22 protein-coding genes are annotated in these 25,816 nt (G+C 59.7%); 7 read left to right on the top strand and 15 right to left on the bottom strand.

The genetic code is table 11. From position 1 onward, the window contains the following. Positions 1-55: 55 nt before the first annotated feature. Positions 56-1,180 (top strand): methyltransferase, encoded by a 1,125-nt coding sequence (locus tag TU74_RS12450; RefSeq protein ID WP_048376729.1) that lies wholly within the window; start codon positions 56-58, stop codon positions 1,178-1,180. A 105-nt stretch (positions 1,181-1,285) separates the two neighbouring features. Here the strand turns inward: TU74_RS12450 and TU74_RS12445 are convergent, their stop codons facing one another. The 3 genes from TU74_RS12445 to TU74_RS12435 are packed head-to-tail and all read right to left on the bottom strand — an operon-like array spanning position 1,286 to position 3,962. Beyond that, entirely contained in the window at positions 1,286-1,453 is a 168-nt protein-coding gene (locus TU74_RS12445) for a DUF2474 domain-containing protein (protein WP_047273554.1), read from the bottom strand. 58 nt (positions 1,454-1,511) lie between these two features. Beyond that, the gene (gene cydB / locus TU74_RS12440; RefSeq protein WP_047295647.1) at positions 1,512-2,519 is read right to left on the bottom strand and encodes a cytochrome d ubiquinol oxidase subunit II; all 1,008 of its coding nucleotides are present in this window, start codon (positions 2,517-2,519) and stop codon (positions 1,512-1,514) included. Between the two features lie 3 nt (positions 2,520-2,522). Continuing rightward, positions 2,523-3,962: a cytochrome ubiquinol oxidase subunit I gene (locus TU74_RS12435; RefSeq protein WP_048376728.1), complete on the bottom strand. Its 1,440-nt coding sequence runs from the start codon at positions 3,960-3,962 to the stop codon at positions 2,523-2,525. A gap of 410 nt (positions 3,963-4,372) precedes the next feature. On the opposite strand from TU74_RS12435, the gene TU74_RS12430 reads away from it, so the two are divergent. Next, positions 4,373-5,599 (top strand): MFS transporter, encoded by a 1,227-nt coding sequence (locus TU74_RS12430; protein ID WP_088500199.1) that lies wholly within the window; start codon positions 4,373-4,375, stop codon positions 5,597-5,599. 20 nt (positions 5,600-5,619) lie between these two features. Here TU74_RS12430 and TU74_RS12425 read toward each other — a convergent pair whose 3' ends face one another. Further along, positions 5,620-6,057, bottom strand: coding sequence for a DUF4879 domain-containing protein (locus tag TU74_RS12425; protein ID WP_048376725.1), 438 nt, complete (start codon positions 6,055-6,057; stop codon positions 5,620-5,622). Between the two features lie 211 nt (positions 6,058-6,268). Here TU74_RS12425 and TU74_RS12420 point away from each other — a divergent pair, with 211 nt between their 5' ends. After that, the gene (locus TU74_RS12420; protein WP_048376724.1) at positions 6,269-7,564 is read left to right on the top strand and encodes an NCS2 family permease; all 1,296 of its coding nucleotides are present in this window, start codon (positions 6,269-6,271) and stop codon (positions 7,562-7,564) included. Next, complete coding sequence (gene trmA / locus TU74_RS12415) at positions 7,561-8,649, top strand: tRNA (uridine(54)-C5)-methyltransferase TrmA (protein ID WP_048376722.1); 1,089 nt, start codon at positions 7,561-7,563, stop codon at positions 8,647-8,649. The genes TU74_RS12420 and trmA overlap by 4 nt, the downstream gene beginning before the upstream one ends. A 94-nt stretch (positions 8,650-8,743) precedes the next feature. Here the strand turns inward: trmA and TU74_RS12410 are convergent, their stop codons facing one another. The 7 genes from TU74_RS12410 to TU74_RS12380 form a co-directional block, all read right to left on the bottom strand. Beyond that, a complete protein-coding gene (locus TU74_RS12410) occupies positions 8,744-10,069 on the bottom strand; it encodes a TolC family outer membrane protein (RefSeq protein ID WP_420912161.1) in 1,326 nt (441 codons plus the stop codon). Then, the gene (locus TU74_RS12405; RefSeq protein WP_048376720.1) at positions 10,066-11,403 is read right to left on the bottom strand and encodes an HlyD family type I secretion periplasmic adaptor subunit; all 1,338 of its coding nucleotides are present in this window, start codon (positions 11,401-11,403) and stop codon (positions 10,066-10,068) included. The genes TU74_RS12410 and TU74_RS12405 overlap by 4 nt, the downstream gene beginning before the upstream one ends. Continuing rightward, positions 11,400-13,154, bottom strand: a complete 1,755-nt coding sequence (locus tag TU74_RS12400) for a type I secretion system permease/ATPase (RefSeq protein ID WP_048376719.1) — start codon at positions 13,152-13,154, stop codon at positions 11,400-11,402. Before TU74_RS12400 ends, TU74_RS12405 begins: the two co-directional genes overlap by 4 nt. A 112-nt stretch (positions 13,155-13,266) precedes the next feature. Beyond that, positions 13,267-13,896 (bottom strand): heme acquisition protein HasA, encoded by a 630-nt coding sequence (locus tag TU74_RS12395; protein ID WP_048376717.1) that lies wholly within the window; start codon positions 13,894-13,896, stop codon positions 13,267-13,269. A 106-nt stretch (positions 13,897-14,002) separates the two neighbouring features. After that, complete coding sequence (locus TU74_RS12390; RefSeq protein WP_048376715.1) at positions 14,003-16,789, bottom strand: TonB-dependent receptor; 2,787 nt, start codon at positions 16,787-16,789, stop codon at positions 14,003-14,005. Positions 16,790-16,965: 176 nt separating this feature from the next. Next, positions 16,966-17,982, bottom strand: a complete 1,017-nt coding sequence (locus TU74_RS12385) for a FecR family protein (protein ID WP_048376713.1) — start codon at positions 17,980-17,982, stop codon at positions 16,966-16,968. An 86-nt stretch (positions 17,983-18,068) separates the two neighbouring features. Further along, positions 18,069-18,575, bottom strand: a complete 507-nt coding sequence (locus tag TU74_RS12380; RefSeq protein WP_048376711.1) for an RNA polymerase sigma factor — start codon at positions 18,573-18,575, stop codon at positions 18,069-18,071. 226 nt (positions 18,576-18,801) lie between these two features. Here TU74_RS12380 and ypfJ point away from each other — a divergent pair, with 226 nt between their 5' ends. Further along, positions 18,802-19,692: a KPN_02809 family neutral zinc metallopeptidase gene (ypfJ, locus tag TU74_RS12375; protein ID WP_047273541.1), complete on the top strand. Its 891-nt coding sequence runs from the start codon at positions 18,802-18,804 to the stop codon at positions 19,690-19,692. Between the two features lie 55 nt (positions 19,693-19,747). On the opposite strand, the gene TU74_RS12370 is transcribed toward ypfJ, so the two are convergent. The 3 genes from TU74_RS12370 to TU74_RS12360 all read right to left on the bottom strand — a co-directional run bounded on the left by TU74_RS12370 (position 19,748) and on the right by TU74_RS12360 (position 21,880). Beyond that, positions 19,748-20,338, bottom strand: a complete 591-nt coding sequence (locus TU74_RS12370) for an HAD family hydrolase (protein ID WP_047295665.1) — start codon at positions 20,336-20,338, stop codon at positions 19,748-19,750. Next, complete coding sequence (locus TU74_RS12365) at positions 20,335-21,204, bottom strand: acyl-CoA thioesterase (RefSeq protein WP_047295666.1); 870 nt, start codon at positions 21,202-21,204, stop codon at positions 20,335-20,337. Before TU74_RS12365 ends, TU74_RS12370 begins: the two co-directional genes overlap by 4 nt. A gap of 106 nt (positions 21,205-21,310) precedes the next feature. Then, positions 21,311-21,880 carry a GNAT family N-acetyltransferase gene (locus TU74_RS12360; protein WP_047273538.1) on the bottom strand — a complete coding sequence of 190 codons (570 nt, stop codon included), beginning with the start codon at positions 21,878-21,880 and terminating at the stop codon, positions 21,311-21,313. 91 nt (positions 21,881-21,971) lie between these two features. Here TU74_RS12360 and TU74_RS12355 point away from each other — a divergent pair, with 91 nt between their 5' ends. Together TU74_RS12355 and TU74_RS12350 are read left to right on the top strand one after the other, a co-directional pair. After that, positions 21,972-22,892 (top strand): histone deacetylase family protein, encoded by a 921-nt coding sequence (locus TU74_RS12355; protein WP_048376709.1) that lies wholly within the window; start codon positions 21,972-21,974, stop codon positions 22,890-22,892. Positions 22,893-23,177: 285 nt separating this feature from the next. Beyond that, entirely contained in the window at positions 23,178-24,419 is a 1,242-nt protein-coding gene (locus TU74_RS12350) for a TIGR03862 family flavoprotein (RefSeq protein WP_048376780.1), read from the top strand. Between the two features lie 43 nt (positions 24,420-24,462). On the opposite strand, the gene TU74_RS12345 is transcribed toward TU74_RS12350, so the two are convergent. Further along, positions 24,463-25,797 carry an RNA helicase RhlE1 gene (locus TU74_RS12345; RefSeq protein ID WP_048376707.1) on the bottom strand — a complete coding sequence of 445 codons (1,335 nt, stop codon included), beginning with the start codon at positions 25,795-25,797 and terminating at the stop codon, positions 24,463-24,465. Positions 25,798-25,816 lie beyond the last annotated feature (19 nt).

Below are 25,816 nucleotides of genomic sequence, written 5' to 3'. Positions count from 1 at the left end.
TTGATTCTTGCCCTCAAGGCACAGACCCGCTGTCGATTCCCCAGAGTTTGTTCAAATGCCTGTGCTCGACACCCCGTTCGCTCAACTCCACTTGATCCGCCAGCCTGAACAACAGAATGAGCCGCTTCAGGCCTTCGATGCTGCGGACGAATATTTACTCAATCACCTGGCTGAACAGAATCTGCCCAAAGGCAGCCGTGTCCTGGTGCTCAATGACAGTTTTGGTGCGCTGGCTATCAGCCTGGTCGACTCAATGCACGTCACCAGCAGCAGTGACTCGTTCCTGGCCATTCAGGCACTGGAAAAAAACCTCACCCGTAACCAGTTTGCATTCGATGCAGTGACCGTCATCACGGCGAGCCAGCCACTGATAGGGCCGTTCGATTGTGTGTTGGTCAAAGTGCCAAAAACCCTGGCATTGCTTGAAGAGCAACTGATCCGTTTGCAAGGCCAACTGGCGCCGGGCGCCCAGGTGATTGCGGGCGCCATGATCAAACACTTGCCCCGCGCGGCCGGTGATCTGTTGGAGCGATACATCGGCCCGGTACAGGCCTCGCTGGCCGTGAAAAAAGCACGACTGCTGAGCGCAACGGTGGAAGACAAAGGCCCTTTCACCTCACCTTATCCGACCCGCTACCGGCTGGATGAGCCCGCCATCGAGTTAATCAACCACGCCAACGTCTTCTGCCGCGAGGGCCTGGATATCGGCACGCGGGCGTTTCTGCCGCACCTGCCCAACAATCTGGGGGCGGCGCGGGTGGCGGATCTTGGGTGTGGCAATGGCGTTCTGGCGATTGTCAGTGCGCTGAGTAACCCGGATGCGCATTACACCTTGGTCGATGAATCGTTTATGGCGGTGCAGTCGGCACGTGAAAACTGGCAGGCGGCATTGGGTGATCGCGAGGTTGTCGTGCGGGCTGATGACGGACTGGCAGGCCAGGCGCCGCAATCACTGGACGTGGTGCTGTGTAATCCACCGTTCCATCAACAGCAGGTCGTGGGCGACTTTCTGGCATGGCGCATGTTCAATCAGGCCCGCGATGCACTGGTGGTGGGAGGGGCGCTGTACATCGTCGGCAATCGCCATTTGGGCTACCACAGCAAATTGGCGAAACTGTTTCGGGGTGTCGAACAAGTGGCCGCGACGCCCAAGTTCGTCATTCTCAAAGCGCGCAAATAAAGCGTCCTGCGTTCACGGACTGCGGCTATGGCAAGGCGTGTGCACAGATAAAAAACCCGCCGAGGCGGTTTTTTTATCTGTGCTGCAAGGCAACGGGATGGGAAGTCAGTGGCTTTTCATCCCGGCCGCCGACATAAACAGGCGTACCAGCATGGCAAACACCGCCAGGCTCGCCACACTGGCGGTCCAGATCACCAGCAACCAGCCAATGCGCTGCCACAGCGGCTTCTTCTCGCACTCTTGCACGTCGTTCAGATAATCTTTTCCAGCCATGTTCAGCACTCCTCTGCAGGCAATGGCTGCGACCCGCAGGCCGCAGCGGCCCATGCGACTAGTGGTAACCGTCTTCGTGGGTCACCTTGCCGCGGAACACGTAGTAGCTCCAGTAGGTGTAACCCAGAATAAACGGAATGATGAACAGGGTTCCGACCAGCATAAAACCCTGACTTTGCGGCGGCGCCGCTGCATCCCAGATCGAAATCGCAGGCGGGACGATGTTTGGCCACAGGCTGATACCCAGCCCGCTGTAACCCAGGAAAATCAGCACCAGGGTCAACAGGAACGGGGTGTAGTGGGCATTACGGGCGATCGCTTTGAGCAATGCGTACAGGGTCACCAGTACCAGAATCGGTACGGGCAGGAACCAGAACAAATTAGGCAACGTGAACCAGCGCGCCGCGATGTCGGAATGCGCCAGCGGTGTCCACAGGCTCACCACGCCCATCAGGACCAATACCGCCAATGCCAGAGGGCGACCCAGCTTGTGCATGCGCTCTTGCAGGTGGCCTTCGGTTTTCATGATCAGCCAGGTGCAACCGAGCAAGGCATACGCCACGATCAGTGCAATCCCGCAGAACACGGTGAACGGCGAGAGCCAGTCCAGTCCGCCGCCAGCGTACTGACGATTGACCACCGGGATGCCATCAATGAACGCACCCAGCGCGACACCCTGGAAGAACGTCGCCGCAATCGAGCCTCCGATGAACGCCTTGTCCCAAATGTGGCGCTTCTCGGCGCGAGCCTTAAAGCGGAACTCGAAGGCCACGCCGCGAAAGATCAGGCCGATGAGCATGAATATGAGTGGCAGGTACAGCGCCGACAACACCACCGAGTACGCCAGCGGGAAGGCGCCATACAACGCGGCCCCGCCCAGTACCAGCCAGGTTTCGTTACCGTCCCATACGGGCGCGACCGTGTTCATCATCACATCGCGGTCTTTCTCGCCCTTGATGAACGGGAAGAGGATGCCGATCCCGAGGTCGAAGCCATCCATGACCACATACATCATGATCCCGAAGATGATGATGATTGCCCAGATAAGTGGCAGATCAATACCCATGACTCAATTCCCCTTGTTCAGGCTGTCGCTGTGACCTTCTTCTGTGCCTTCATGGGCAGCAGACAAAGGACGGGCAGGCGTGCGTTGCTGACCTGGACCACCGGACGGGTGTTCGTCGCCTTCGTGAGTCACCGGGCCTTTGCGCACCAGACGCATCATGTAACCCAGCCCTACCCCGAACAGTGAGAAGTAGACCAGCACGAACATGATCAGGGTGATGCTCATCTGCGTGACACTGTGATTGGACGACGCATCGGCGGTGCGCATCAGCCCGTAAACCACCCACGGCTGACGACCCACTTCCGTGGTGAACCAGCCTGCCAGGATCGCGATCAGACCGGACGGCCCCATCCACAACACCAGACGCAGGAACCAGCGGTTTTCGTACAGCGTGCCGCGCTTGCGCAACCAGACACTCCACAGACCGATGAAGATCATGATCATCCCCAACGCAACCATGATGCGGAAGGTGAAGAACACAATGGTCGAGTTCGGACGGTCAGCGGCCGGGTAATCCTTCATGGCCGGGATCTGTTTATCCAGGCTGTGCGTGAGGATCAGGCTGCCCAGGTACGGCACTTCGATCTTGTAATCGGTGGTTTCGGTTTTCATGTTCGGGATGCCGAACAGAATCAGCGGAGTTGGCTCACCGGGTTTGTTTTCCCAGTGACCTTCAATCGCCGCGATCTTCACGGGTTGATACTCCAGGGTATTCAAGCCATGGGCATCGCCGATCAGGGCTTGAACCGGTGCAACCACCAGCGCCATCCACATGGCCATGGAGAACATCCGGCGAATGGCCGGTGTATTACGGCCGCGCAACAGGTGCCAGGCCGCTGAGGCCCCGACAAAGAACGCCGTCGCCACAAAGGCTGCGGTGGCCATGTGCGCCAGACGGTACGGGAACGACGGGTTGAAAATGACCGCCAGCCAGTCAACCGGGATCACGCGGCCGTCGATGATTTCGTAACCCTGCGGCGTTTGCATCCAGCTGTTGGAGGCCAGAATCCAGAAGGTCGAAACCAGTGTCCCGAGGGCCACCAACGCGGTCGAGAAGAAGTGCATGCCGCGACCCACGCGGTTCCAGCCAAAGAGCATGACGCCCAGAAAGCCCGCTTCAAGGAAGAAGGCCGTGAGCACTTCGTACGTCAGCAGCGGCCCGGTGACAGACCCCGCAAAGTCGGAAAACTGCGACCAGTTCGTGCCGAACTGATACGCCATGACCAGACCGGAAACCACGCCCATACCAAAGTTGACAGCGAAAATCTTCGACCAAAAGTGATACAGATCGCGGTACGTGTCGTCACGGGTTTTCAGCCACATGCCTTCGAGCACCATCAGATAACTGGCGAGACCGATGGTAATGGCGGGGAAAATAATGTGAAACGATACGGTAAACGCAAACTGAATTCGGGCGAGATCTAAAGCCTCCAAACCGAACATAAGCTTTCCTCTATCAGGTATCAGGTCGTTCAGAACACAGGCACGGCGCCCGTATCCAACTGTCCCGCAGGCCTGGGCCAGTGCGAATCGGTGTTCGCTCTTTCAACCAAGGCACGAAGGGGATCTGGCCGGCTGGCCATTCCAGATAAAACGCGAGGTGTTTTGATCTGGATCAAGCATTGCTGAAAGAGTAGTCCATTCTGGTCGAGCGGCTAATGTGGTTTGTTGTCGCGTGACATGATGTCCCAGCCCCCGGAATAGACCGTTGCAAGAAGTGCAGGTAATCGCTGGAACACGGTTTATGAGCGCCCGTTGGTCAGCTTTTCCGCGCACTACTTCGCGTCATCACTTGTTACAGATTAATGATAATCTCGCGCTTTCCCCTGCCCGCACCAACGGCCCTCTTCTTGATCACTACCCCGCCTTTTTTGCTGCGCCATCACCGACCGTTTGTCGCCTTTTGGTTTGCCCGCATCTTTACCGCCAGTGCGTTTCAAATGCTGACCGTGGCCATCGGCTGGAACCTCTATCAATTGACGGGCAACGTCATGGACCTGGGCTGGGTCGGGCTTATCGAATTTGCCCCACGCGTGATCTTCATGCTGCACACCGGGCACGTGGCCGATCGCTATGACCGCCGTAAAGTGGCGGCGCTGTGCCAAACCGTACAGGCCATGATTGCACTGACACTGGCCATCAGCAGCGCAAGCGATCACGTGACGCGGGAGATGATCTTCCTGCTGGCGTTTCTATTGGGCAGCGCGCGCTCTTTCGAAATGCCCAGCACGCAAGCCCTGTTGCCTTCGATCGTACCGGTCAGTCTGTTCCCCCGCGCCGTGGCCGCTGCCCAAGCGGCGCAGCAATCGGCCACCATTATTGCCCCGGCATTTGGCGGTTTGCTCTACGCCTTTGGCAGTGTCTGGGTGTATGGCCCCTCCGTTGCGCTGTACCTGATTGCCGCGCTGTTGATGAGCAACCTACCTGCACGGCAAGCGGCACTGAACAAAGGCAAGGCCACGCTGGATTCGCTATTGGGCGGCATTCGCTTCATCCGCCGTCACCCGGACGTGCTGGGCGCGATCTCACTGGATTTATGTGCCGTGCTACTGGGCGGCGCAACGGCGCTCTTGCCGGTATTTGCCAAAGACATCCTGCTCACCGGCCCGTGGGGTCTGGGCATGTTGCGCTCGGCACCGGCAGTGGGTGCGCTGCTGATGTCATTGTGGCTGGCCCGGTTCCCGGTAGAACGCAAGGTCGGCCGCATCATGTTTACGGCCGTGGGCGTGTTCGGTGTCGCCACCATTGCGTTCGGGCTGTCGACATCCTTCTGGTTTTCAATGGCAGTCCTGGTCGTGCTCGGCGCGGCGGACATGATCAGCATGGTGATTCGCGCGTCGTTCGTGCAACTGCAAACCCCGGATGAAATGCGCGGCCGCGTCAGCGCGGTCAATGGCTTGTTCATCGGTGCATCTAACCAGTTGGGGGAGTTCGAATCGGGCGCGACAGCTCATTGGCTGGGCACCGTGCCCGCAGTGGTCATGGGCGGCGTCGGAACGCTGGTCGTCACCGGGCTGTGGATAAAGTTGTTCCCGGGTCTGGCCAGACGCGACCGGATGCTGGAAGAAAAAGCCGCGTAGTCGCGGCGTTTGGGGAACACCTACTTTATATAGAGGCGCGCACTGAGCCGGTTATGCGGCGGCACCAGCGAGGTGTTAGCAAACTCGAACCAGCCGCCATCGGTGTTACTCAAGGTGAACGTATACAGGTAGCCCACCGTGGTCCCTGCACCGTTGCAGGTCACGAGCCCCTCGCCCTGGTTACACACCGGAGTGCGCGTGCCATCGACCTCATGGCCATTGAACGTTACCCACGGCTGATGACCGCCATAGCCCCGCTCCAGCACATGCACGCGGATGTTGGCGCCATGGTGCGTGCGTTGGGTGGTGTCCGTGCCGCGCACTTCCTCTGTCGCGCCCGATTTAGACACCACCTGCAAAATCTCGACCGCACTCAGGGGCAGCGCTGGCGCCGCCTGGAGACCTGCACTGAGGAACAGGCTCAAACAAGCCAAAACAGAGTTGATGGTGCGCGTCATGAGTCCCCCGAAAAACTGGCACACAGTATGCCTGTCCCCCAGTCGTTACAAAACATCGCCGCTCACCCAAACCAAAGCAGCCATCCGCTGAAGCTGCTGGTATGATGCGCGGCTTTTTCCGACAGACAGAAAATCTTCAGGCGCTACAAGTCTGTGCTTTGCTGTTGAAAACGATTTAATAACGGCGCCTGGGGGCGCCACGGGGACTGGCATGCTGGAAAGGCTGTTTCAACTCAAGGCACACAACACCAACGTGCGGACCGAGATTCTTGCGGGTATCACCACGTTTCTGGCCATGGCCTACATCCTGTTCGTAAACCCGAGCATCCTCGGTGAGACCGGCATGGATAAAGGCGCCGTGTTTGTCGCGACCTGTCTGGCGGCAGCCATCGGTTCGGCCATCATGGGCATCATCGCCAACTACCCGATCGCACTGGCGCCGGGCATGGGGCTGAACGCCTTCTTCACCTACACCGTGGTCCTGCACATGGGGCACACCTGGCAGGTCGCGCTGGGTGCCGTCTTCATTTCTGCCGTGCTGTTCTTCCTGTTGTCGATCTTTCGCATCCGCGAATGGATCATCAACAGCATTCCGCTGCCCCTGCGCTCGGCGATTGCTGCCGGCATCGGCCTGTTTCTGGCGCTGATCGCGCTGGGTAACGCGGGCATCGTAGTGGCCAACCAGGCCACGCTGGTCGGCATGGGCGATCTGACGCAACCCAAAGTCGTCCTCGCCTCCCTGGGCTTTGCCGTGATCGTGGCACTCGAAGCCCTGAAGGTCCGTGGCGCCGTGCTGATCGGGATTCTGGGCGTGACCGTCGCGTCCATCCTGATGGGCGTGACCGAGTTCGGTGGCGTGATGTCGATGCCGCCTTCGCTGGCCCCGACCTTCCTGCAACTGGACATCAAAGGCGCACTGGACATCGGGCTGATCAGCGTGATTTTTGCCTTCCTGTTCGTCGACCTCTTTGACAACTCGGGCACCCTGATCGGCGTTGCCAAACGCGCCGGTCTGATGGGCAAAGATGGCCACATGCCAAAAATGGGCCGTGCCCTGATTGCTGACAGCACCGCGGCCATGGCCGGTTCGTTGCTGGGTACTTCGACCACCACCAGCTACATCGAATCGGCAGCGGGCGTGAGCGCCGGTGGCCGTACCGGCCTGACCGCCATCGTGGTCGGCATCATGTTCCTGCTGGCGCTGTTCTTCTCGCCCCTGGCGGCCAGCGTACCGGCCTTCGCCACCGCGCCAGCCCTGATGTTCGTGGCGGTACTGATGATGAGTGGCCTGGCCGAAATCGAATGGGACGACGTGACCGTTGCCGCACCGGTGGTCATCACCGCGCTGGCGATGCCGTTCACGTACTCCATCGCCAACGGCATTGCCTTCGGCTTCATTTCCTGGACCGTGATCAAGTTGCTGTCTGGCCGCGCACGCGAACTGAATGCACCGTTGATCATTCTGTCGGTCCTGTTCGTGGTCAAGTTGGGTTGGTTTAACGCATGAGTGCCTTGCCGTTTGATTCTGCAACCTATGCCGTCGAACTGGAGGCCAAGGCCAATCGTCTGCGTGAGTTACTCGCGCCGTTCGACGCGCCGCAGCCTCAGGTCTTCGACTCGCCGATGGAACACTTCCGCCTGCGCGCCGAATTCCGCCTGTGGCGCGAAGCCGGCGAGCGTCACTACGCGATGTTTTCCCCGCAAGACAAGCGCACGCCGATCCTGATCGACACCTTCCCGATTGCCAGCCTGCACATCAATCAATTGATGCCGCAGCTCAAGGCCGCCTGGAAAGCCAGCGCCGCGTTGAGCCACAAACTGTTTCAAGTCGAGTTCCAGACCACGTTAGCTGGCGATGCGATGGTTACCTTGTGCTACCACCGTCCGCTGGACGAGCACTGGCAGAACGCCGCCGAACAGTTGGCCAAAGACCTCGACATCAGCGTGATTGGCCGCTCCAAAGGCAAACGTGTGGTGATCGGTCGCGATCATGTGGTGGAGAAACTCGACGTGGCAGGCCGCACGTTCAGTTATCAACAGCCCGAAGGCGCGTTCACCCAGCCCAACGGCACCGTCAACCAGAAGATGCTCAACTGGGCTTACGAAGCGCTGGGCGAGCGTTCGGACGACTTGCTGGAACTGTATTGCGGCAATGGCAACTTCACCCTGCCGTTGGCGACCCGCGTGCGCAAAGTCCTGGCCACTGAAATCAGCAAGACCTCGGTGTATGCAGCGCTCAACAACCTGCGCGACAACGCTGTGGATAACGTCACGCTGGTCAGGTTGTCGGCTGAAGAATTGACCGAGGCGCTGAACGAAGTGCGTCCGTTCCGCCGCTTGCAGGGCATTGACCTGAAAAGCTACGACTTCGGCAGCGTATTCGTTGACCCGCCGCGTGCCGGCATGGACCCGGACACCTGCGAACTCACCCGCCGCTTCGATAACATTCTGTACATCTCGTGCAACCCGCTGACCCTGGCCGAGAACATCGCCCAACTCCACGACACCCACCGCATCGAGCGTTGCGCGGTGTTTGACCAGTTCCCGTGGACCCACCACATGGAATCGGGTGTGCTGCTGGTTCGCCGGTAACCCCTAAAACCACAGCCCTGCGCGCCTCGTCGGTGACTACTTTGCAACCTGTAGTCACCGACGAGGCGCGAGGCAGCGTCAAGGGTTGGCGTTTTCAGGGTTGAAAATACCCGGCCATCTGCTGCAAATCCCCTTCATTCAATAGTCCGGCGTAATACTTGAGCTGCACCCGCGCCAGCAAATAAGCGTAACGCGCCTGCGCCAAATCCCGCTTCGCACTGAACAACTGCTGCTCTGCGTCCAATACGTCCAGATTGACCCGCTCCCCGCCCCGTACGCTTTTTTGCGTCGCTTGCACCAGGGCACTGGCGGAGTCAACTGCCATTTCATATGCCCGCACCTTGGCCGCCGCGCTGTTGTTAAGGTTGAACTGTTTGCGCAGGTCAACCAACGTGGCCGCGGTCTGTGCGTCCAGTTCGTACTGCGCCTGAGACAATTGCCGCGCCGCCTGACGCGTGGAAGCCGACACCGAGCCCCCTGCAAACAACGGCACACGCAGCTGAATGCCTACGCTGTTGGTGTCGTATTTCTGGTTATAGGTGCTTTCTGAATCGGAGCTGGACTGCCGACTGCTGGCATACAGGCTGAGCGTGGGCAGGTGACCGGCCCGCTTGCGCTCCACTTCGTACTCGGCCGATGTCAGTGCATGATGTTGCGACGCCAGTTCAGGGTTATTGGCCAAGGCCAGTTCGCGCCAGTTTTCAAAACGTTGAGGCTCCAGTGGCGGGACAGTGAAAGGCGCCACCAGCGGGTCGAGCTCTTCAACCTGCAACGGTTTACCCAACATCGCTTCCAATTCACGCAACGCGGCGTCCTGATCGTCCTGCGCTTCGATTTCTTGCGCCACGGCCATGCTCAGGCGCGCGCGGGTTTCCAGCACATCGGTGCGCGTCCCTTCGCCGCCTTTGAGCAAACGCTGGTTCAGTTGCAGGCGCTCGGCATAGGCGCGCTTTTGCGCACGGCTCAACTCAATGTGCTCGCGGGCCAACAGCGCCTGGCTGTAGGCACTTAGCACGCGAACCAACAGGTATTGGCTTTTGCTGCGAAAGCGCTCATCCGCGAACAACGCTTGCGCCGCACCTTGTCGGAATCGGGCATAGGCTTCGTAGTCCAGCAACGGCTGCTGCAAGGTCAGGGTCGACGCATAACTGCGGTAGTCACGGTCAGTGCGCGTGTCGGCTTGGGTGACCTGCGAAGCATTACGCGAGTTGTTGTAGTTCCACGACAACGTCGGCAATAACGCGGAGCGACCCAGGGCGCGGTTTTCCTCCCCCGCTGCCCGTTCTTCAATCGCCGCCTGAAACGTCGGATCGTTACGCACGGCCAAGTCATACGCCTGGAGCAACCCCAACGCCTGCGCCGAGGGCATCGAACAGCCGCAGGCCATGACCACCGCGTAAAAAAGTCGGCGCACGCTCATTCCTCCACCAGCGCCATGTGGGTGCGGTCGAGCAAGGGCTTGAACACGTAGTTGAGCAGCGAACGCTCGCCCGTGCGCACGAACGCTTCCACCGGCATGCCCGGACGGATCTGCAAACCGGCCAGTTGCTTGAGCCCGGCTTCGCTGACTTGGGCACGAAGTGTGTAATACGGTTCGTCAGTACGTTGATCCACCTGGCGATCCGCCGACACCAGCGTCACCTCACCCGCCACCCGGGGCGTGGTGCTCTGGCTGAAAGCCGAGAACATCAGTTCAACCGGCAACCCTGCATGCACCTTGTCAGCCAGTTCGACGGGCACGCGCGCCTCCACCAGCAAGGGCTCGCCTTGCGGGACGATTTCCATCAACGCCTGACCGGGCTTGATAACGCCACCTTCGGTGAACACGTCCAGCCCCACCACAATGCCCGACGCAGGCGCACGCAGCTGACTGTTGGCCAGTTCGAACTCTGCCGAGGCCAGCCGGTGACGCAGGTCTTCTGTACGCACACGGGTCTCGGCCAATTGCGTGCGGACTTCCTTTTGATACTCCTCGGCCAACTGACGCACTTTCAGACGCATCTCTTGCACTTGTCGCTGTAACTGCCCGCTGCGCCCGTAGTCTTCGCTGATCGACCCCAGCACTTGGGCATACACGCGCTCACTGTCCAGCAGCCGGTTGCGTGGGATGTATCCGTCGCGGGCCAGTTCACGCAGGCCTTCCAGCTGTTCAGTCAGGGCCGTGCGTTGCAGGATTTTATTGGCCTGGGAATCACGCACCCCGCGCAGTTGCGCCTCGGCGCCTGCAATGCTTTCACCGATGCCCTGCTGATCCAGCAGCAATGCCTGACGTCGGCTATGGAATAACTGCGCTTGCAACGCCAGATTGGGCGCCACCGCGGGCTCATCCTGGTGGGCCAGCAGTTCGGGCGGAAAGCTCACGTGTGTGGCGCCATCGGCCTCGGCATTGAGCCGTGCTTCGCTGGCCAGCGACGCATAAAACTGGCTGCGCAACGACTGCGCCTGCCCCCGCAAAGGCGTCTCCTTGAGGCGAATCAGCACCTGCCCGGCCGTCACGCTGTCACCTTCGCGCACATCAATGCGCGCCACGATTCCGCCGCTCGGGTGTTGCACCACTTTGCGGTGCCCCGAGACCATGACGTTGCCTGACACGGCTACGCCTTTATCGAGAGGCGCCAGCGCGGCCCAACCGAGAAAACCGAGAAAACCGAGAAAACCGCCGAGCATCAACAGCCACCCCAACCGCGCGTAGCGGCGGTCATCCAGTTGCAGGACGTTACGGTCGTCCAGCGCTTTAACGTTCGTAAGACTCATGCCTTGCCCGCCTCTACCACACCGAGGCGGTAGCTCACGTTCATGGTCGGTTTCGCAGCGCGCGCTTGCCCTGGAGCCGGTGCCGCCAGCACGCTGGCGGTCGGTCCGAACGCTTGCAGTTGCCCGTCACGCAAGATCAGCAATTGATCGGTGAGGGTCAGCACATTGGGCTTGTGGGTAATCAGGATCAACGTTCGCTTCAGGGTTTTCAGCCGGGTAATCGCCTGCAACAACGCCTGCTCTCCCGCGTCGTCCAGATTGGAATTGGGCTCGTCGAGGACGATCACGGCGGGCAAGCCGTACACGGCACGCGCCAGCCCGATGCGTTGCTTTTGCCCACCGGACAACCCGACGCCGCTGTCGCCCAGCACGGTGTCGTACCCCTGTGGCAATTGCAGGATCAGTTCATGGACGCCCGCCATTTGCGCAGCGGCCAGCACCTTGTCGGCATTGACCTCTGCAAAGCGTGCGATGTTGTGCGCGATGGTCCCTGCAAACAGTTGAATGTCCTGAGGCAAATAGCCCAGATGCGGGCCGAGTTGGTGTTTGTCCCACTGCGACAAGTCCGCGCCGTCCAGCCGGACCTTGCCCGTGACGGGCTGCCAGACCCCCACCAGCAATCGGGCCAGGGTGGACTTGCCGCAGCCTGAAGGGCCGATGACGCCCAGCACTTGACCGGCGGGCAACGCGAAACTCAGATTGGCCAACGTGGCGCGCCGGGTGCCCGGTGCGCAGGCGCCCAGTTGCTCGACGGACAATTCACCTGTGGGCGCAGGCAATGCCATCCGACGCGGGCGCGGCGGATAGGCCTGCAACAACGCCTCCAGACGTTGATACGCCAAACGGGCGGACGACCACTGCTTCCAGACGCCAATCAACTGATCAATCGGGCTGAGCACGCGCCCCATCAGGATCGACCCTGCAATCATCATCCCCGCCGTCATCTGCCCCTGCACGGCCAACCATGCCCCGAGCCCCAGCACCAGCGATTGCAGGGCCAGGCGCACACCTTTGGACCAGGCGCTGACGGTGGCGGTTTTTTCACTGCCCAGGTTTTGTTGCGTCAAAAACGCGATGTGCTGTGCCAGCCAACGCTCGCGCAGGGTGTCGAGCATGCCCATGGCCTCGATCGCTTCGCTGTTGCGCAGGTGAGCGCTGGCCTGCTGCGTGGCCTCCACCGACCATTCGCTTGCGGCTTTTAGAGGGCCGTGCGAAACCCGCTGGTTGATCCATGCCAATAGCATCAGCACCACGGCCCCGCCCAAGGCCAAGAGCCCCAGCCACGGGCTGAACATGAAGATGACAAACAGATACACGGGGAACCACGGCGCATCGAAAAACGCGAACAGCGCATTGCCGGTCGCAAACTGACGCAAGCGTGTGAGGTCACTCAGCGCCTGCCCGGCGGCGGGGCTGCCGGTGCGTAATTGCGCTTCAAATGCCGCGTCATACACCCGCTGATTCAGGCGCATGTCCATTTGCGTGCCGAGCCGGATGACCACCTGGCTGCGCACCCACTCCAACGCGCCCATCAGGGCGAACAGCCCGAGGATCATCAGCGTCAGCATTAACAGGGTCATGAGATTGCCCGATGCCAGCACCCGGTCGTACACCTGCAACATATACAGCGCGGGGGCCAGCATCAGTAAATTGATGACGGCCGAGAACAGGCCGATGTTGAAAAAAGCACGCTTGTAGGCCGTCAAGGCAGCCAGCATCTCGTTGGCGACGTGGGCATTGTGCCGGGTCATGAAGCGATTCCGTGAGCGATGAACCAACAAAACCGCGCACGCTGGGGGGAGCATGCGCGGCACAACAGGCGTCCTGTCAGCCGTCAACCGTGGCTACAGGACAAGACGGGGTTTACGCCGCCAATGCCCAGTCCTGAGCCACGTCTTGCACACCCACCAGATCGATATCGGCGGCCAGCGGTGCGTCGGCGTGTGCCAGACCGGCGGCGGCCAGGTCGTCGAAGGTGGAATCGGTGGACAGGCCGAACCCGCTCAGCAGGTTGTTGAGTGCCCCTTCCAGGCCCGAGACGTCGCCTTTCATCAGGCCATAGATCACGTCCTGAACAGCGTTGCCTGCCCGGCCGGCGTCACTGGCCGCGGAGAGGTCGAGGCCGTTGAAGGAAACGGTGTAGTCGCTCAACGCAAATTCGTTGCCCGCACCGCCGGTGAGCACTTCGCCCAACTTCACGTTATCCAGTTGCCCCCACAGGAAGTGGTTCATGTTGTCGCCCGCCGGTACGCCGGGGTTATAGACATAGTTCAACCCCTGGGTGGCATTACTTTCAGCAATAAAAGCGTAATCCGACTGATGACTGCCGTGAGTGGCGTATTGCTCACCACTCAGTTCACGGGCCCCGCCATTAAAACCACCGGTATTGCTCAAACCATGACCGGCCGTCTTAAAGCCTTGAGCCCAATCTGTCAGTACGTCATGAATCGAATCAGCGCCTACTGCCGAGTTGTAATTAATTGAAAGCGTCATAACTTAATATCGTCCATAGAAGGTTTAAGGAAGGTGTGCGCACGATGACGCACCTTTACTCAACGCGTGAGCAAACCGGTTCTATAACACAGCGCTTGCCTGTTATTTAAAAGGTGTATTCGAGCATGCCGCTTAATGTTCGGCCACGCGCCATGCTCAAATTGTTGGTATCGCCCATGGCCACAAAATAAGCTTCATCAGTCGCATTCTCCAATGACAACGTAATGTTCAACTTATCCGTTGGCCAGTAGCTCGCATAGAGGTCATAGACGCTGTACTTGGGCCATGCGGCCTGTTCAAGCCCGCTGTAATTCCAGTCGTTAAGGTTTTCACCATTGCCCGGGCTGTAACGTAAACGCACTCCGGTATCCAGACGTCGCTCAAGAAACCGCGCACCGACTGTAAGCGAGCCCCTGTCAGCAGGCATATAGGCGGCGTTGCCCATGGTCGGACCACAATTAATTTTATTGCTGGCGAGCGGGTTATCAAGCCACTCATATTCACGTTTTGTGGTGTAGCCAATTTTTCCATCAGGGCGTGTGTATGGTTCGCGCCAACTGCTAATTTGTTTGCCTCTTATCTTCGCGCCGCCCATGTAATAGTCACTGGCACAGAATTCGTTCTTGCCAATCATATGCGTGTAATTCAAATGGGTGTACACACGCCCCATGTCATAGTTCAACTGATATTCCACACCCCGAAAACGCGTATCCGCACTGTTATTCACATACGCCGAGCGCCCCAAACTGCCGCCGCTGGACGTTTCAGGCAGCGCAATACCATAGTGCATAAAAGAAAAGTTTTTGATGGTGTTATCAAAGTAAGCCACTTTTATGCCGAGGCGATCATTATTAAAAAACAATGCTTCTTTAAATACATTGAAGCCAAATTCCCAGTCCCGGCACTCTTCCGCTTTCAGGAAAGGATTGGGGAATACCCGCTCAGGTGCGCTGCCGCCATGAGGGCGACCGGTCATATAGACCTCGGTCACTGCTGGCGGGCGCCAGCCTTTGCCCCAACGCGCATAGAGCTGAAGCCAATCGATGCCCGGCTTTACACCAATGCCGAACGTCGGTGAAAACCTGCCCTCCTCACGCTCGGTGTCAAAGACATAGTCAATGCGCTTGGCCGTGCCCCCGACAACGGTAGGCACGCCATTAACGACCCGATGAACAGGCAACTCCCACACACTCATGCCTGTTTTGCCATCCAGTCGATAGCGGTCATAACGCAACCCGGCATCCAGTGTCAGCCAGTCACTGTATTGATAATCCAGGCGACTGAACAAACTGGCCATTGTGCGCTTGCCCTCAGGGTCGGCACCTTCAACCCAGGCCAGGTCTTGTTCATTCTGCGAAGGCACCAGATTGTTTTTGGACTTGAGAATGTCCTGGTAGCCCTCAAAGCCATAGTTCCACCTCAACACCCCGTAATTGTTGAAGTCAAAGAGCGATGTGTTTTCGGCCTGAAAGCCCCATGTACTGGTGCGAAACTGATCTTCATAAGCACCAAAGGCATTGCCGCTACTGGCGGAGGCATTGTGGGGCGCGTTGCGGCGGTCAAGCTGCGTATTGACGTAATAGAACTTGCTCTTGAAGTCGATCAGTTCGTTATCGGGGTTGTAGCTGTAATCCAATGCCAGGTTGCCGGTATTGATATTGCTCTTGCTACTGCGCACATAGTCGTAGCCATCGTGCTGGGCATTGATGTAGGTCCAGGCGTCATTACTGTCGCTGTCTGTTTCCAGATACGTGAACTGTGCGCGCTGATCGTTTGGCAGGTTCAGGCCAAACTTGACCATTTGTGAGCGGGTCACACTGCCCGTGTCACCGACCTCACTGTTCAACCAGCTCTTCCAGGCTTGGGGGTAGACGTTTTTGTTACGAATCTGCGTGCCCAAGTTATCAGCGTTTTGCCGCCCGGTTCGGTAATCGCCAAAATGACGTTCGCTGTAAGCAAAAAGTGCATCCCCCATTTCATTGCCAAAAGCAAAGACGCCGCTGCCGTTGAAGTAGGTGCCATTAGCCAGCTCACCGATGCCGCTGCCCGCTCGTATCCGTCCTCCGAACTCTTTGCCGTCTTTGAGGTAGTCACTGGCTTCAAGCGTCTTGAAGGTCGCAATCCCGCCGATAACGGCCGCGCCTCCCATTGCCGACTGGGTGCCTTTATCGATTTGCACACCAGACAGCATTTCGGGATCGACCAGCATGACGCCATTGCGCTGTTGATGACCGTTAACGTTGAAGTTCTGGCGCATGCCGTCGATGTTCATGTTCACGCGGCCATAGTCCTGAACGCCACGAATATTGACGGACAAACCTGGATCCCGCTGATTGACGGCCGTGTACACGCCTGTGGTTTCTTCCAGCATGTCTGCAGCATGGCGCGGGGCACGTTTGTCTATTTGGTCGCGGGTAATCACGGCCACGGAAGAGGGCGTCTGATACACCCAGTCAGCGCTATTGCCTTCGGCCTCGCTGGCAGAAATAGAGGTGGTGCCCAGGGCCAGCGCGCCGGTGGGGTTGCCGTCCACCCGGGTCAGGGTGACTTGGCGCTCGCCCGTGAAGCGGTATTCAATCGGGTTGCTGCCTACCAGTCGCGCCAGGCCTTCCTGTACCCCGAAGTCGCCTTTGAGTGCCGGGGCATGCAGGCCTTGCAGCAGGTGGCTGTCGAACAGCACTTGCAGACCGGCCTGCTCGGCAAATTGCAGAACCGCTTTGTCCAGCGGCTGGGCCGGAATATGAAACGCAATGAACGTTTGCTGCACTGCGCTCTCGGCTTTTTCAGCCGCCTGAGCAGGCACCTGCGCTGCCAACAACGCGAACACACCGACATGAACGGCAAAGGCTAACCGGCTGGCGGCCCCTACCCCTTTGCGCTGATTGAACACCATTCTTGTTATCCCCAAACGTACACGATTTGAATTGCGAATGAATCTCAATAGCAAGACGTGCGAGCAGGGGAAACTCAGTAAGGCTTTTTGCGATTAATGTTCAAAAAGGTAAAACGGGGCTGCGATTCGCTGATGGCTCGCAGCCCCGTGTTGACGGTCAATGGCAGCATCACCGGTCAATAAATCAGGCTGACACCGGCCATTTCGACGCGCTTGATGTGCAGTTCGCAGGTGAGGGTGTGCAGCGCCCCGTCGAGCATTTCAAGGCGGAAAACACCGCTGACCTGCCGACTGGCCAATGCCGGGTTGGCCAGTACGACCTGGCCGGGGCGATAGCGGTTGAGCTGCTCAATCACTTGGTCCAGTGGCTGGCGGTCAAACACCAGCACGCCCCGGCGCCAAGCGGTGGCTGAACTCAGGTCAAAGCCCGGCAACAACTGCACGCCGCGCTGTGGGGTATAGCGCGCACTTTGGCCTTCTTTGAGCACCTGTTGCGCGGCGCCCCCGTTGGGTGGCGATTGCACGCTGACCGCCACGCTGTGTTGCAAAACGCCGACCCAGGCCTGATCCGCGCCTTGGCGCCCGACAACAAACTGGGTGCCCAGGGCCTGGGTCTGCCCCCCAGCACTTTGCACCACGAACGGCCGGGTTTCGGCCTCGCCCATGGGCGCAACGTCAAACACGGCGGAACCGGCCAGCAAGCTGATGCGCCGCTCGTGGGTGTCGTAGTCAATGCGAATGGCACTCGACGCATCCAGCTCCACCGAGCTGCCGTCATCCAGTTGCACAGTGCGCAACTCGCCCGTGCCGGTTCGATAGTCAGCCTGCATCTGCACCAGCAGGTTCGGCCCGCCGACCCACGCCACTGCCAGCACCATGCAAACGGCCGCCGCACGCCCTGCCCAGCGCAACGGCCGACGGCGTCGAGTGACGGGCGCAGGCCGGGCACACGGCGACTCGGGCCTTAAACGGTGAGCCTCGGGCTTGAGTGCGTGCGGTTCCAGCGCCAACTCCCCCAGCGCCGCCCATGTCTGCTGCGCAAACTGCAGCGCAGGCCGATGACGCTCATCACACGCCAACCACTGGGCCAAGTGCGCCTGCGCCTCGTCACTCAACGGGCCCGCGTGCAGACGCACCGCCCATTCGGCGGCCGCCTGCGTAATGATCTGCTGCTCGGGGCCTTGGCTATTCACGTATGAATCTCAAATTCTCATTAGGTATAGGCAGTGACGTCTTGCGTGAAGATTCTCAGTAAGCCATCTGTCGATAGGTAGGAATATTACTGCTCCGGGGTCTGCAGACGCTGCATGACATAAGCCAAGGCTTTGGACAGATGCTTTTGCACTGAGCTATCAGAGATTTCAAGGTGACGCGCCACTTCAGCGTGGGTCATGCCTTCGATCCGGTTGAGTCGAAATATTTCCTGAGTTCGCTCGGGCAGTTCGCAAAGCGCCTGTTTCAAGGCTTTGCGCTGTTGCTCGGCCATTGCCTGGGCCTCCAGCCCTGCCATTTCATCCTCGATTTCAGCCAAGGCTTCATGGCTTACCGAGTCGGTTTTTCGACGGGTTTCCTGACGAATGTGGTCCACCAGCAGGTTGCGCGCCGTGCGGTAAAGATAACCGGGAGAGTTGTCGATTTTCGCTTTTCGTCCATGCTCAACCATACGCAGGAAGCTTTCCTGCACCAGATCGGCAGCGAGCTGTGGGTCACGTACCTTGCGCGCCAAGTACCCGCGCAGGGTGTTGGCATGCTTGAGGAACAAGCCCTTGAGATCCATATCCGACAAACCGACTCCCTGGAGCATGAAGGAAAGGGGGCGTCATCTTACTTTTTGTCGAGAATGATTTTCAATTGATATTCAGTTTCACTGCCGTCGACCTGAACTTATCACTGCGACGTCATCGCACTAAGTGCCACACTTCGCGGTCACTGCAAGAGCGTCTGACGACCGGGCTGGCGCAGCACCCCGTCAGCAACAACACTTATGAACAAGATTGATAGAGGACACCTCCATGCTGTGGAAAAAAGGCCGGCGTAGCGACAACGTTGAAGACGTGCGCGATCAAAGCACCGGAAGCGGCGGGATGCGTATTGGGGGCGGTAAAGGCCTGAGCCTGATGGCCGTGGTGGTCATCGTCGGTTTCGGCCTGCTGACCGGGCAGGACCCGATGCAAATTCTTGGGCAATTGAGCGGCCAGTTAACCGAGCAATCATCGCCGCAGGTCTCGCAACAAACCGGTCATGCTCCGCCGGCCAACGATCAACAAGCCGAGTTCGTGCGTGCCGTGCTGGGCGATACCGAAGACACCTGGCGTCAGGTCTTTCAGCAGTCCGGTCGCACCTATAAAGACCCGACATTGGTGCTGTTCAGTGGCCAGATCAACTCGGCGTGTGGCTTCGCCTCTTCTGCCAGCGGCCCTTTTTACTGCCCGGCCGACCAGAAAGTGTACCTGGACATGAGCTTTTTCCAGGAGATGGCTCAGCGCTTTCAGGCCGCAGGGGATTTTGCCCAGGCGTATGTGATTGCCCATGAAGTCGGTCATCACGTGCAAACGTTGTTGGGTGTGTCGTCAAAAATGCAAATGGCCCGCCAGCAAGGCAAACCCATGAAAGGCGATGGCGGTTTGCTGGTCCGTCAGGAATTACAAGCGGACTGTCTGGCAGGCGTGTGGGCCAGCGTTGCGCAAAAACGCTTGAACTGGCTGGAGCCGGGAGACATTGAGGAAGCGCTCAACGCGGCAAACGCCATTGGTGATGACCGCTTGCAGCAACAAGGCCAGGGTCGCGTGGTGCCGGACTCCTTTACCCACGGCACTTCGGCGCAACGGGTGAAGTGGTTCAAGACCGGCTTTGCACAGGGCGACATCAATCAGTGCGACACCTTCTCCGCTGCCCGCCTGTAACTGCCGGGGCGCGGGATGCCAGGGCTGATCGCCCTGGCATGAGGTTGACCGCGAATCAGGCCACGAGGCGCCGCAATTCAAAACAATCCCTGGCATGCCAGTCGGCCAGACCAGGCCACGGGTTTTCAGGGACATTGACCAGCACCGTCTTGCTGCCCGCAGCACGCCCGCATTCAAGGTCAAAGCGGAAATCCCCCACCATCACCATTTGCGCAGGCTCAACGCCCCACGCCTTGGCCAGTTTCAACAGGCCATCCGGGTCGGGCTTGTGGGCCGCGTTGTCACGTCCCAACACATCGTCGGGAGCAAAACACCGATCCAGACCAATGGCCTTCAGGGTGATTTGCGCCAGCTCCTGAGCGTTTCGGGTCAGAATCCCCAAGCGCACGCCCCGCTCAGCCAGGTCAAGAATCAACTCGACCGCACCGGGTGCCGGGGTGGAAGCCAGCGCCAGCTCGCGCTCATGCTCCAGCAGCCAGGCATGCTTGGCGGCCGACTCGGCGGCCGGCAAACCAGCGAGGTGGGTGAGGATGTCTTCATCGTCCGGGATGGACAGTTCACGATGAATCAGCTTGAAGTCATGCACCGCCACAGTCAGCGTGCCGTCCATGTCGAACACCCAATGCTTTACGTCTTTTAGCGTCATGCCCAGTCCTTGCGATGGCGAATTAAACCTTCCTGAGTGACCGACGCCACCAACTGCCCGGCGCGGTTATACACACTGCCACGGGAGAACCCGCGAGAATTGCCAGCCCACGGGCTGTCCATGGCGTACAGCAACCAGTCGTCAGCGCGCAGATCCGCGTGGAACCACAGGGCGTGGTCGAGACTGGCCACTTGCATATCTTTTTGCCAGACGCCTTTGCCGTGAGGTAGCAGCGAAGTCGTGAGCAAGCCGAAGTCCGAAGCGTAGGCCAGCAGGTACTTGTGCAGCGCGGGCGTGTCGGCCAGCGCGCCGTCTGCGCGAAACCAGACGTATTTGATCGGGTCGCAGACCTTGGGGTTGAACGGGTCTTCCCCCACCACCGGCCGAAACTCGATGGGCTTGGCACACAGCAGCTTTTCGCGCATGGCCTCGGGAATCAGGTGCGCGCGCTGACGGATGAGGTCCAGCTCGGAAGGCAGATTTTCCGGGCCGACCACATCGGGCATCGGGATCTGGTGCTCAAACCCGCCTTCGTCGTATTGAAACGATGCGCTACAGGTAAAAATCGGTTGGCCCTTCTGGATCGCGGTCACCCGACGGGTGCTGAAACTGCCGCCATCACGCACGCGGTCGACTTGATACACCACGGCCAGCCCGGCATCGCCGGGCCGCAGAAAGTAACCATGCATCGAATGCACATGCCGGGCGTCTTCAACCGTCTGGCTCATGGCGGACAGCGATTGACCGAGCACCTGACCGCCGAACAACTGGCGAAAGCCCAAGTCCTGACTGCGGCCGCGAAAGAGGTTCTCTTCGATCGGTTCCAGGGTCAGCAAATTGACCAGATCATCCAACACTTGGCTCATTCAGTTTTTCCTCACACAGAGCAATACCGGCGCAATCTTCGCTGCGACGGCCACACAAAATTCGGCACTCGCCGCTTAACCTACAACTTGAACGTCATTTGCCTGCTTATCCGTGCAGCGTTTCCAACCATTGCGCCCGACTGATCCGATACAGCACGTGGGGGCGCAAGGGATGGCCCTCGGGGATCTTCGGGTGTTCAAAATCACCCGCCAGATCACGCTGCATGCCGATGGCCTGCATCACTTTCTGCGAGGGCAGATTGGCCTCGGTGGTAAAGGACACCACTTGATCCAGCGCCAGCCGGTCAAAGGCACAGCGCAACACTGCCCACGCAGCTTCACTGGCGTAACCCAACCCCCAATGCTCGGGCGCCAGGCGCCAGCCAATCTCGACAGCAGGGGTGAACGGTGCGTCGAATCCGACATTCAATAAACCGGTAAAACCAATAAACGCACCGCTGTCCTTACGCTCCAGAGCCCACAGTCCGTAGCCATATTCAGCGAAGTGGCCGCGAACACGGCCGATCAGCGCGGCGCTTTCGAGGCGGCTCAACAGTCCCGGAAAATAGCGCATGACCCGCGGGTCGGCGCACATGGCCGCAAACGCTGCCAAATCCGTGTCTCGCCACGGGCGCAGGCGAAGACGGGCACTTTCGAGTTCCTGAATTTGCTCCATCAAACCCCTCCGATTTATTACCGGGCTTTTCATGTGTCGGCCAGTGTACCGCGCTGTTAAGATCCGGCGCTCGTTCCGACGTGAAATCCCCATGCCTTTACCGCTGATTTATCACGATGACTACAGCCCGGCGTTCCCGCCCGAGCATCGTTTCCCGATGGATAAACTCCGCTTGTTGCGCGACCACCTGGTGGAAACCGGGCTAACCCGGGACGCCGACCTGCTTCGCCCCGCGCTGTGCCCTGTGGATATCCTCGCCCTTGCCCATGATCCGGCGTACATCGAGCGCTATATGGCGGGCGAGCTGGCGCGTGAAGACCAGCGGCGTCTGGGCCTGCCCTGGAGCGAAGCCCTGGCGCGGCGCACCATTCGCGCCGTCGGCGGCTCTCTGCTCGCCGCCGAGCAGGCATTGAGCCACGGGCTGGCCTGCCACTTGGCCGGTGGCACCCGACACGCCCACTACGACCACCCGGCGGGCTTTTGCATCTTCAATGATCTGGCGGTCATCAGCCGTTACTTGCTGGAAAGCGGGCGTGTCAGTCGCGTGCTGATTTTCGACTGCGACGTGCATCAGGGTGATGGCACGGCGCGCATTCTGGACACTACGCCAGAGGCGGTGACCGTTTCGCTGCACTGCGAAAAGAACTTTCCGGCGCGCAAGGCGCAAAGCGACTGGGACATCGGCCTGCCCATGGGTATGGGCGATGCCGCCTATTTGCAAGTGGTGGATGAAGCGCTGAATTACTTGCTGCCGCTGTACCAGCCGGATTTGGTGTTGTACGACGCCGGGGTCGATGTGCACCAGGACGACGCGCTGGGGTACTTGAAACTGACAGACGCAGGCGTGGCCGCACGTGATGAAGCCGTGATGCGGCATTGTCTGGGCCGGGACATACCGGTGGTCGGGGTGATCGGCGGGGGCTACAGCAAAGACCGCAAGGCGCTGGCGCGCCGTCATGGGATTTTGCACCCCAGCGCGCACAAGGTCTGGTGCGCAATGGGCTGCGATTAATTACCCACAATGCCTGTGGAACCGCTTGTGGATAACCTGAGTGAAAGCCCTTGCAGGCCATACAGCACGTGACCTGCAAGGCGCTGTGTGTTTTTCGTACAGATGCAGTCGTGATGCTCCTTTTGGGCTGGCGGGGAGCGCTGGAACGGACGCTTGAGCCGTGACGTCGCCGGACGTGAAGTGTGAGCGTTGAACGGGCGTACATCGCCCCCTTGCTCGGCAGCGACTACGGATTTGCGCAGTCAGGTAGAATGCGCCGCTTATTTCGCCGATTTGCAGCTTGCCATGACTGACGCCATCCCTTCCCTTCCCCCTCATGTCGCCATCATTGGCGGTGGCCCGGCGGGCCTTATGGCCGCTGAAGTGCTGAGTCAGGCGGGTGTGCGAGTCGATCTGTATGACGCCATGCCGTCGGTCGGGCGCAAGTTTTTACTGGCTGGGGTCGGGGGCATGAACATCACGCACTCTGAAGCGTATCCCGCCTTCCTGTCGCGCTATGCCGAACGGGCGCCCCAGATTGCGCCCCTGTTGCGTGCCTTTGATGCCGATGCGCTGTGCCGCTGGATTCACGATCTGGGCATCGAGACCTTCGTTGGCAGCTCGGGCCGGGTGTTCCCCTCCGACATGAAAGCCGCGCCGCTTTTACGCGCCTGGCTCAAGCGGTTGCGCGAGTCCGGCGTGGTTATCCACACCCGCCATCGCTGGTTGGGCTGGCGAGCAGATGGCGCATTGCGCATCGACAGCCCGGAAGGCGAAAAACACCTCACCCCCGACGCAACCGTCCTGGCGCTGGGGGGCGGCAGTTGGGCGCGGCTGGGGTCCGATGGGGCGTGGATGCCGCTGCTCGCTGAACGCGGGGTCTCGCTGGCAGCCCTGCAACCCAGCAACTGCGGGTTTGATGTCCCTGGCTGGAGCGAGGTACTGCGCACCAAATTTGCCGGTGCACCGTTGAAAAATATCGCCATTGCACTGGAGCATCACAACCCGCGCTTGGGTGAATGCGTGATCACGGCCAGTGGCATCGAAGGCAGCCTGATTTACGCGTGGTCGGCGCCGATTCGAGAAGCGATCAACCGGCAAGGGGCTGCCACGATTCTGATCGACCTGTTGCCGGGCAAGGCTGTGGATAACGTGGCAAAGGCGCTCGCCAAACCCCGTGGCTCACGCTCGATGAGCAAACATCTGCACAGCCAGTTGGGTCTGGACGGCGTGAAAGCCGCGCTGCTGCGCGAATTGGCACCCGCTGAATGTTTCGCAGACCCGGCGCTGCTGGCCCGTGCCATCAAAGCGTTGCCGTTGCAGTTGATTAAGCCACGTCCGCTGGACGAGGCCATCAGCAGTGCGGGCGGTGTGACCTTTGAGGCGCTGGACGAACACTTGATGCTCAAACCGTTGCCGGGGGTGTTCTGCGCAGGCGAGATGCTGGACTGGGAAGCGCCAACAGGCGGCTATTTGCTCACCGGCTGTTTCGCCAGTGGCCGCGCCGCCGGGTTGGGGGTTTTAAGCTGGCTGCACCCTCAGGCCTGATTCAAAACCGCTACCCGCCAGCGCGCGGTAGCGGTTAAAAACCTTACTTGCGTTTACGCGGGCCGGTGTTGAACACGGGCACTTTACGCACAGGCTTGACTGAGGGTTCAGTCGGGGCCACTTCGCCGCTGTCCACCCATTTGCCCAGGTTGCGTTTACCGCCACCGCCGGACGTTTTGGGCTTTTTAGGCTTCTTCGGTTTTTTGATCACCTGACCCGAGGCGTCGGTTTCGGGCACGCGGTGCTCTGGCTCGAAGTCCTGTTCTTCATGGCGCGGCAGCGTTTGGCGAGTCAGCATCTCAATGGCCGAGAGCATGTTCACCTCATCGGCACACACCAGCGAAATCGCCTCGCCCTTCTGACCGGCGCGACCCGTACGGCCAATGCGGTGGATGTAGTCCTCGGCCACGATCGGCAGGTCGAAGTTGACCACCAGCGGCAAGTCTTCAATGTCCAGACCACGGGCCGCGACATCGGTGGCCACAAGTATCTGCACTTCACTGGCCTTGAAACGATCCAGCGCGCGTTGGCGCGTGGCCTGCGGCTTGTCGCCATGGATGCCGTCAGCGTTGATGCCCAGCGCTTGCAGCTTGCCCACCAGGTCATCCACGCCATTGCGGGTTTTGGCGAACACCAGCACCTGCTTCCAGCGCTGGGTGCGCAACAAATGCAGGAACAGCTCGGCCTTGCGCTTCTTGTCGACCGGGATAACCCACTGCTTGACGCTGCTGGCCGCGACGTTGCGCGGGCTGACTTCAATGCTCAGCGGGTTGTCGAGCATTTGCTCGCCCAGCGCGCGGATCGCATCCGAGAACGTGGCCGAGAACAGCAAGGTCTGACGCTTTTTCGGCAAGGCGCGGTAGATGTCGCGCAGTTCTTCGCTGAAACCCAGATCGAGCATGCGATCGGCTTCGTCCAGGATCAGGGTTTGCAGCTGGTTGAACTTGATCGCTTTCTGGCGATACAGGTCAAGCAGACGACCCGGCGTGGCTACCAGCACATCAACGCCTTTGCGCATTTTCATCATTTGCGGGTTGATGCTGACGCCGCCGTACACCGCGTAGGTGCTCAACGGCAGGTGTTCGGCGTACTGGCGAATGCTTTCGTGAACCTGCTCGGCCAGCTCACGGGTCGGCACCAGCACCAGCGCACGCACGGAGTTGCTGGCGACTTTCGGGCCTTCCATGGTCAGCGACTGCAACAGCGGCAGGGCAAAACCGCCGGTTTTACCGGTGCCGGTCTGGGCGGCGGCCATCAGGTCGCGGCCCGCCAGCACGGCGGGGATGGCTTGGGCCTGAACCGGGGTCGGGGTCTGGTAGCCGAGCGTCTCAAGGGCGCGCAGCAAGGGTTCGATCAGGCCAAGGGAGGCGAATGTCATGGGGATACCGTCGAAAAAG

It is taken from the genome of Pseudomonas lundensis (assembly GCF_001042985.1).
Classification (GTDB): Bacteria; Pseudomonadota; Gammaproteobacteria; order Pseudomonadales; family Pseudomonadaceae; genus Aquipseudomonas; species Aquipseudomonas lundensis.
Note: the sequence above shows the minus strand (reverse complement) of the source record. Positions and strands in the feature narration are given on the sequence as shown.